The 9341-nt window shown below is 36.2% G+C and carries 6 protein-coding genes; 2 read left to right on the top strand and 4 right to left on the bottom strand.

The annotated features are described in order from the left end of the window. The coding region (locus AC1Q8M_RS00790; RefSeq protein WP_492334109.1) for an MSCRAMM family protein at window positions 1–4217 on the bottom strand (4217 nt) is incomplete at its 3' end. Between the two features lie 394 nt (window positions 4218–4611). After that, a complete protein-coding gene (locus AC1Q8M_RS00785) occupies window positions 4612–5484 on the bottom strand; it encodes a Cof-type HAD-IIB family hydrolase (protein WP_000640419.1) in 873 nt (290 codons plus the stop codon). Window positions 5485–5618: 134 nt separating this feature from the next. Between AC1Q8M_RS00785 and AC1Q8M_RS00780 the strand changes: the two genes are divergently transcribed. Then, window positions 5619–6236 (top strand): DNA-3-methyladenine glycosylase, encoded by a 618-nt coding sequence (locus tag AC1Q8M_RS00780; protein ID WP_001148794.1) that lies wholly within the window; start codon window positions 5619–5621, stop codon window positions 6234–6236. A gap of 21 nt (window positions 6237–6257) precedes the next feature. Beyond that, the gene (locus AC1Q8M_RS00775; protein ID WP_001214380.1) at window positions 6258–6614 is read left to right on the top strand and encodes a hypothetical protein; all 357 of its coding nucleotides are present in this window, start codon (window positions 6258–6260) and stop codon (window positions 6612–6614) included. Between the two features lie 36 nt (window positions 6615–6650). On the opposite strand, the gene alsD is transcribed toward AC1Q8M_RS00775, so the two are convergent. Then, window positions 6651–7409: an alpha-acetolactate decarboxylase gene (gene alsD / locus AC1Q8M_RS00770; protein WP_000215018.1), complete on the bottom strand. Its 759-nt coding sequence runs from the start codon at window positions 7407–7409 to the stop codon at window positions 6651–6653. A gap of 16 nt (window positions 7410–7425) precedes the next feature. After that, window positions 7426–9114, bottom strand: a complete 1689-nt coding sequence (gene alsS, locus AC1Q8M_RS00765; protein ID WP_000103523.1) for an acetolactate synthase AlsS — start codon at window positions 9112–9114, stop codon at window positions 7426–7428. Window positions 9115–9341: the final 227 nt, after the last annotated feature.

Genomic DNA, 9341 nt, shown 5'->3' with positions numbered 1-9341 from the left:
TTCTCTGTTCCTTCACCTGGCTTCTCTGTTCCTTCACCTGGCTTCTCTGTTCCTTCACCTGGCTTCTCTGTTCCTTCACCTGGCTTCTCTGTTCCTTCACCTGGTTTTTCTGTTCCTTCACCTGGTTTTTCTGTTCCTTCACCTGGTTTTTCCGGACCTTTTTCTGTATCTTTTTTATTTGTAATTTGAAGTTTTACAAATTCAATTTTTTCATTAGAAATCGTAAATTTCATTTCCTTATCGGATAAAGTATATCCTTCTGGCGCTTGGATTTCTTTTAAAGTGTAATCTCCTGGTTCTAACTTCTTAGAAGTCGCTTTACCGCTCTTATTTGTTGTTAATGTGTCGATTTTTGTTCCGTCTTTCCAAATTTCAAACACTGCGCCTGCTAATATTTTATTTGTATTATTAGCGTCTACCTTTGTAATTTCTAATTGACCTGTAATTTCTTCTTTCACTTTTTCATTCATAACTTCTTGTTTTACTACTTCATTTGCTACAACATTTACTTCTACTGTTACTTCTAACGCTTTATAACCTTCTGGTGCTTTCGTTTCTTCTAACGTATACTTTCCTGGCACTAAGCTTTCGAATTTCACAACACCGTCTTTATTCGTTGTTTTCGCTTCTCCAACTACTTGACCAGCTTCGTTCTTTAATTTAAATTCCGCACCCGCTAGAACTTTTCCATTCTCTGCATCCTTTTTGATTACTTGTAAGCTTCCTAGTTCTTTTGCATTTTCTACTTGTACTTGTACTACTTTGTCTGCTTCCACAACGACTTCAATTTCTTCTTTTAGCAATTTATATCCTTGTGGTGCTTTCGTTTCTTTTAATGTGTACTTTCCTGGTTCTAATTTCTGTGAAACTACTTTACCAGTTTTATCTGTTCGTAACGTATCTACTTTTTTACCATCTTTATACACTTCGAATTCTGCGTCTGATAATACTTTCGTTTTATCTTCCGCATCTACTTTTACAATTTCGAATTGACCAAGACTCTTACTGTTCGTTACTTTTACATCAACAACTTTTTCACCGTCAACTGTTACATGAATTATTTGTTTTGTTAACTCATAACCTTCTGGTGCTTTTGTTTCTTCTAACGTATATTCACCTGGCACAAGTCCGTCTACTTTAACCGTTCCAGACTTATCTGTTGTAATTCCTTCTTTTACAACATTTCCTTTCGCATCTTTCAATGTAAATTCTGCGCCTGCTAAGCGTTTCGTTTGATCTTTATCATCCATTTTAATAATTTGTAGAGAACCTAAGATTTTTTCGTTTTCTGCCTCTACTTTTACTACTTCTTTCTCGTTTTGAATTGTTACTTTCCATTCTTTATTTGAAAGCTTGTAGCCCGCTGGTGCTTTCGTTTCTTTCACTGTGTATTCACCTAGCGGTAATTTTGGTGACATCACTTTTCCACTCTCATCTGTTTTCAGTTCCGCTACCTTTTTACCATCTTTATACACTTCGAATTCTGCGTCTGATAATACTTTCGTTTTATCTTCCGCATCTACTTTCACGATTTCGAATTGACCCGTTACTTTTTCATTCGTAACTTCTTGTTTTACTACTTCGTTCGCTACAACGTTCACTTCTACTGTCACTTCTAGCGCTTTATAACCTTCCGGCGCTTTCGTTTCTTCTAACGTATACTTTCCTGGCACTAAGCTTTCGAATTTCACAACGCCGTCTTTATTCGTTGTTTTCGCTTCTCCAACTACTTGACCAGCTTCGTTCTTTAATTTAAATTCCGCACCTGCTAGAACTTTTCCACTTTCTGCATCCTTTTTGATTACTTGTAAGCTTCCTAGTTCTTTTGCATTTTCTACTTGTACTTCTACTACTTTGTCCGCTTCCACAACGACTTCAATTTCTTCTTTTAGCAATTTATATCCTTGTGGTGCTTTTGTTTCTTTTAATGTGTATGTTCCTGGTTCTAATTTCTGAGAAATTACTTTACCAGTTTTATCTGTTCGTAACGTATCTACTTTTTTACCATCTTTATACACTTCGAATTCTGCATCTGATAATACTTTCGTTTTATCTTCCGCATCTACTTTCACGATTTCGAATTGACCCGTTACTTTTTCATTCGTAACTTCTTGTTTTACTACTTCGTTCGCTACAACGTTCACTTCTACTGTCACTTCTAACGCTTTATAACCTTCTGGTGCTTTCGTTTCTTCTAACGTATACTTTCCTGGCACTAAGCTTTCGAATTTCACAACACCGTCTTTATTCGTTGTTTTCGCTTCTCCAACTACTTGACCAGCTTCGTTCTTTAATTTAAATTCCGCACCTGCTAGAACTTTTCCACTTTCTGCATCCTTTTTGATTACTTGTAAGCTTCCTAGTTCTTTTGCATTTTCTACTTGTACTTCTACTACTTTGTCCGCTTCCACAACGACTTCAATTTCTTCTTTTAACAATTTATATCCTTGTGGTGCTTTCGTTTCTTTTAATGTATACTTTCCTGGTTCTAATTTCTGAGAAACTACTTTACCAGTTTTATCTGTTCGTAACGTATCTACTTTTTTACCATCTTTATATACTTCGAATTCTGCATCTGATAATACTTTCGTTTTATCTTCCGCATCTACTTTCACAATTTCAAATTGACCTGTTACTTTTTCGGGGATCTTTTTATTCACTACATCTACAGTCACTACTTTATTAGCCTCTACATCAACAGAAACTGAACTAGATGATAATTCATATCCTTTCGGTGCTTCTACTTCTTTTAATGTATAGCTTCCAACTGGAAGTTGTTTCGATAAGGCTTCACCTTTATCATCTGTAACAATTGTTTCCACAACTTTCCCATCTTTATCGATAACATCAAATTTTGCACCTGGTAGAAGTTGACCAGATTCACTATCTTTTTTCAATAATTTAAATTGGCCATTCTCTACTTTTTTCGTATTCTTCATAACAAGTTCAATTACGTTTGTATTATCAATTGTTACTTTGACTGGTGTATCAACTTTTATATATCCTTCTGGTGCATTTATTTCTTTTACAAAATAGTCACCAAGTGGTAAATCTTTAACTTCCGCAATACCCTTTTCGTTTGTTGTAACAGTAGCCACAACGTTATTATCTTTGTCTATAACATCAAATTTTGCGTCTTTTAAAACAATGTTTTCATCGTTTTCATCAACTTTTTTAATTTGTAAATGTCCTTTTTCAACTGCTGGTTTATTCCACTTTGGCCAGTTAAATTTAAAGTTATGAACCTCAAAACCATCTCTTTGGTGTAATCCTCCAACATAGGCTTGTCCATTAATAGAACCACCTTTTGTTTCTACAACTGCATTAGGTGCAAACACACTACCTACTACACCATAACCTTTAGTTGTTATCTTTGTAGCATTAGGAAATACCCAAATTACCTTACTAGCTAACTCAGTAAAAGATGAATTAGGATCGTATGCTTGAGATGTATTAATTAAATCCGTCGCCATCCCAGTATTTCTTGTATCATACAAAATTGCACCGCCACCAAAACTCACTTCTTCTGCATCTGAATAAATAACAATAAAGTCTTTATTCTCTACATTCGGAAGAAAAACGTCTTTTACATCAAATGCTTTCTTTCCCGTCTGGCCTGAAGAGACATAAATATTAGGGTTGTTTACATCTTCACCGATTCCAAAGCTCATATTAGGTTTTGGCTTATCAGTGTATAGTTTACTTGCATCCCCAATTACACCATCAACGTCTTTTCTAAATTCTTTAAACTTAGCATCAATCTCCGCTTGCTCTTTATAAGAGATACGGTCATATGACGTTTTCATTGCTCCATCTGGGTCACCGTCTTTTGTCATCGCCACTGTTCCATCTTGAATAATTACCTGTCCTGCTCCCGCTTTCGTAAATTGACCGCCTAGTAACAATGATGGATATCCTTCATCTACCCAAGTTGCTCCAGCTAAGTTATTTGCTCCAGTTGCAGCCGCTACGACTGTATAACTTGATGCGTTCATATTTTTCTGAACAGCCATCGCACCTTCAATATCCGCACTCGTTGCACTATGATCTCCAAAAATGATGGCGTTGTAATAAGATACATCACCTAAACCTTTTAATTCTGTTGTAGCTGCCTCTGCTTTTAATGGTAAATGGATTAAAAAATTCATACATATTAGTAATACAACTATTAAACTACTACTTAACTTTTTAATTTTTTGATTAAATGATTTCCTCAAGAAATTCATTCCCCCTTTTAAACTTCCTAAAACCACAAAAAGAAGTACATATCATATGTACCAAACCTTACTCACATTAACTTAAAATAATCCATTTAAATAAAACAAAGAAACACTACAACTACTTAATAAGATTGCTACAATTCATTTTTGAAATAATACGTGAACTAAACTGTCATGCGGAAATACTTTTACGTATGGGAGCCCAATAAAATTAATCTGAAGAATATTTCATGTGGTGTAACTGTTTTGGCAACATCATCCACTTTACATTAGTTTTCTAAAGGATTCAAGTGAATTGTATAGATTTCATACACAATTCATATTTTAAAACGCTTTCACTATTTTTAATAAGATAAACAAAAAAACGTAGCCAAAAAGCTACGTTTTTCTGTCATCGTTTCGGTGTATTTTTATGATTCTTCAAAAACGGAAGCGGGAATTGCTTACGGAAATGCTCTTTAATCATGTACTCTACACCGTTCTCACTATTTGAACGTGTAATCCAATCTGCTGCTTGCTTTAACTCTACAGGCGCGTTCCCCATCGCTACACCAAGTCCCACGTTTTCAATAACCTCTAAATCTTCCATACTATCTCCAATCGCAACCATTTCATTTAGCGAAATATTTAAATGCTCTCCAAGCAATTGTAATCCGCGTAACTTTGATACATTTTGCGGCAAGATTTCTATTCGTTTTGAATCACATTCAACATACTCTACATCTTGGAATGCTTTTCTTAATGTATTTAGCCCGCGTTCTTTTTCACCTTTACTTTGGAAAAGAACATCAATTTTTGGCGCCGCTACCGGATGGTCACGAAGCGCGTCACCTAACGAATCTACAAATTGAACTGGATAAAATAACGGATCTGCGCTTGATAATACAGTGCGCGCAATTAAGTTTGGTGTATTTCTCTCACGATTTCCTATCGAAAACCGTTCATGAGAAATACGTACGTTACAATCAAAGTGCTCTAACACTTGCACAATGTTAAAAGTCTTCTCTTCAGATAATCTTCTTTGAACGTACGGCTTATCTAACGTTGCTGAAACGAAAGCACCACCATGTGTCACTAATATAGAATCTAATTTTAACGCCTTTGCTACTTTATGAGCGGATTGAAAATTACGGCTCGTAAATAACGTAACGTATACATCTTTTCTTTTCACAAATTCAATTGTTTCTCTTAATCCTTTTGCAATTTTTCCATTGTTGTATAGTAGTGTCCCATCTATATTAAGAGCTAGTAAGCGATAAATCATGTCGCACTCCCCCTCTTCGCTGTTGTACTCTATCCATAATTTATGAAATAAATGTAGCAAATAGAACGAGTTAGAATTACTACTGAAAATTTGGTTTACTATATACATATACACTTAGTAAAGGAGATAGTACAATGCAGGCACCTCCTTCTTTTTATGAAGGCGATACGTTAGAAGTCGCAAAAAAATTACTCGGGCAAAAACTTGTTCATATTGTAGACGGAATAAAGCGAAGCGGAATCATTGTAGAAGTAGAAGCATATAAAGGCCCAGATGATAAGGCCGCACATAGTTACGGCGGCAGACGGACAGATCGCACAGAAGTTATGTTTGGCGCACCAGGGCATGCTTACGTATATTTAATTTACGGTATGTACCATTGTTTTAACGTTATTACAGCACCAGTTGGCACCCCGCAAGGTGTTCTCATTCGAGCCCTTGAGCCAGTAGACGGTATTGAAGAAATAAAACTAGCGCGCTACAACAAAACAGACATTACAAAAGCGCAATATAAAAACTTAACAAGCGGTCCTGGCAAACTATGCCGTGCACTCGGAATTACTTTAAAAGAACGAGGCTTATCATTACAAAGTGACACATTGCATATTGAACTGGTCCCAAAAGATGAACATATATCATCACAATATAAAACAGCAGCAGGACCTCGTATTAATATCGACTATGCAGAAGAAGCTGTACATTATCCGTGGCGTTTTTATTATGACGGGCATCCGTTTGTTTCAAAGAAATAAACATATGTAAAGGGAGAGACTATGAGAGGCAAACCTGAACTAAAAATAGAATCAGAAAAAGTATATAAAACGAAGAAAAATCCAAATGGAATGTTTATAGCAAGAATACTACAAATTCCGAAACAAGAAGATAAACTAGACTTTGTCATTATTTTACAAAATAAAAAAACGAAAAATATTATTTATAACAAAGTTTTAGTAACAACAGATAACGACTATTATTCTTTCCGACTCGCTCGTGGGAATATTAAATGGTCATCCTTATATACTGTTACAGTATGGGATGGGCTTGGACATCAATTAGTAGAAGTATCAGCCTTAACTGGTAAAGAGAACTATTCTATTTCTGATGAGCATTATTCCGCATATCGGGAGTAACTCAAAATAAAAGAGAAGCCGAATTGGCTTCCCTTTTTACTCTGCACCTTCCGCAGTTGCAATATTATCCTCTAAGTTTTCTCTTGATAATTCAGCCGCCATAAAATCAGCTGTTTCTGGAAGTGCTAAATGCATATGAGCTTTTTGACAAATTTGGATCGTACAGTTTTCTATAACATAGTCGAAAACATGTCCACCTCCGCTTCTTTCATCATCAATATAATGTAAGTGGAATCCAGCTACACCAATACCTTGCGCATAATCTGGTGTCCAAAATCCAGCAAGCGTACCTTCTGTATTTTCAAATGAAAAGATTGGTTGTGATTTCGTCACTTCAACGAGCGGTGTATACGGTTTTTCTTGTCTTGGAACAGTTCTCGTTCTTACTTCACGGAACGTACCGTCCATTCGAATACCGTAAAATAAGTTTTTACTTGGCATTAATTCATGTAATAACGCTTCAACTTCTTCACGATTCATCGGATGCTCTACCGTATAACTCATTTCTTTTTCAAAAAACGTTACAGTCGCAAATGGCGTTGTTTCTTCTGGCTCTACTTTTTCCGCTGAACCGTCTGAACGTAAATGATAAAATTCATTATCAAATGCAATCATTTCACCATCTAATTGATCAAATGTGCCGATGCCAAAATCACCATGTTTTTTCAAATCTTCAAAGCTAATCACACCATCATATATACCATCTAATAGCGCAAGCATTGTAGATGTTTGATATACTTCATTACTCGTTTTCGTTTTTTTTGCATCAATATCAATTAATTGCGCAACAGTCATCTCAAATCTGCCTCCATTAGTTTAATTGGTTTGGTAATAATTTTTCGCTTAATTTAATATTGTCACGATAGTCAATTGGAATATCAATAATGACAGGACCATCTGCTGCTAATGCTTCTTTTAATACCCCTTCTAATTCATCAGGCGTGTTAACACGAAGACCTAACGCTCCGAAACTTTCCGCATATTTCACAAGATCAACATCACCAAACTCTGTAGCTGATGTTCTACCGTATTTCATCATTTGTTGGAATGCAACCATATCATATGTGCCGTCTCTCCAAACAAGATGGACGATTGGAGAATTTAAACGTACCGCCGTTTCTAACTCCATCGCTGAGAATAAGAAACCACCGTCACCTGATACGGAAACTACTTTTTTACCTGGTTCTACTAAAGTAGCTGCGATTGCCCAAGGAAGTGCAACACCTAACGTTTGCATACCGTTACTAAATAATAATCTACGTGGTTCATAAGAACGGAAACATCTCGCCATCCAAATAGAATGGGAACCGATGTCACATGTAACAGTTGTATCGTCACTAATTAAAGAACGAAGTGTACGAATCACTTGAAGTGGATGCGTAACACCCTCCGAAGCACGGTTCGGAACTTCTGCTTGTTCTGATAATTTCGCGCGTAATCGTTCTAATACCGCTTCTGATTTCGTACTTAATACAAGTTTCGGTAATTTCTCCGCGATGCTATTTACCGTTAAGGCAATATCACCAATTAATTCACGCTCTGGTTGGTAATCATGGTCGATATCTGCTTGATGGTCGTCAAGATGAATAATCGTTCTGTCGCCAAGTTTATTCCAGAATTTTGGATCATACTCGATTGGATCATAACCGATAGAAATAACAAGGTCTGCTTCTTCTAGTAAAATATCACCTGGTTGGTTACGGAATAATCCAACGCGGCCGAAGAAATGATCTTCTAACTCACGTGAAATCGCACCAGCTGCTTGATATGTTTCAACAACAGGAAGTTCTGTATCCGCAATTAATTTACGAACAGCTTTCGTCACTTCATTTGTGCTCGCTCTCATACCAAGTAGAATAACTGGTAATTTCGCTGATTTTATTTTTTCTACTACATATGTAATATCATGTGTGGGAGCGATTCCAAGCTGTGGCTTAGAAAGCGCACCGATAGACTCTACAGTTGTTTCCGCAGTCATAACGTCTTGCGGAAGACTTACTAAAGTAGCTCCCGGATTTGTGGAAGTCGCACTTCGAAATGCATTACTAAGTGCTTCTGGCACATTATCAGGATGCTCTACTTCTACGCTATATTTTGTGATTGGTTCGAATAGTGCAGCATTATCCATAGATTGATGCGTACGTTTTAATCGATCCGTACGCGGTACTGCACCAGCTAAAGCAACAACGGGATCACTCTCCGCATTCGCAGTAACAAGACCTGTCGCTAAATTTGATGTCCCTGGTCCTGAAGTTACAAGACATACGCCCGGTTTCCCTGTTAATCTACCAATAGCAGCTGCCATAAATGCTGCATTTTGTTCATGACGACAAACGATTAACTCTGGTCCTCTTTCTTGCAATACATCAAATACAGAGTCAATCTTTGCTCCTGGAATACCGAAAACATGTGTAACACCTTGTTTAATTAAACAATCAACAACAAGATCTGCTCCTTTTGTTTTTGTCTTCACGTCGTTTGCTTTTACACCTGTACTCAAAACTAATCATCCCTTTATTTCATAATGTGTGTAATAAAGATTTTAATTTCACCTAGTTAATTAAGCTGGTGAAGTATCATTTATCATTATATTACAAATGCATTATTTTTCCAACAATATGAATTCGACATTATTTTGACAAGATTTAAAGAATACGCTTACAACCTTTTGTTTATCTTAAAATAACATTTTTATATCTCTTCTAAAAATGTACAAAAATACTTCCA

The organism is Bacillus sp. GW823-FHT06A10, assembly GCF_058795375.1.
Note: the sequence above shows the minus strand (reverse complement) of the source record. Positions and strands in the feature narration are given on the sequence as shown.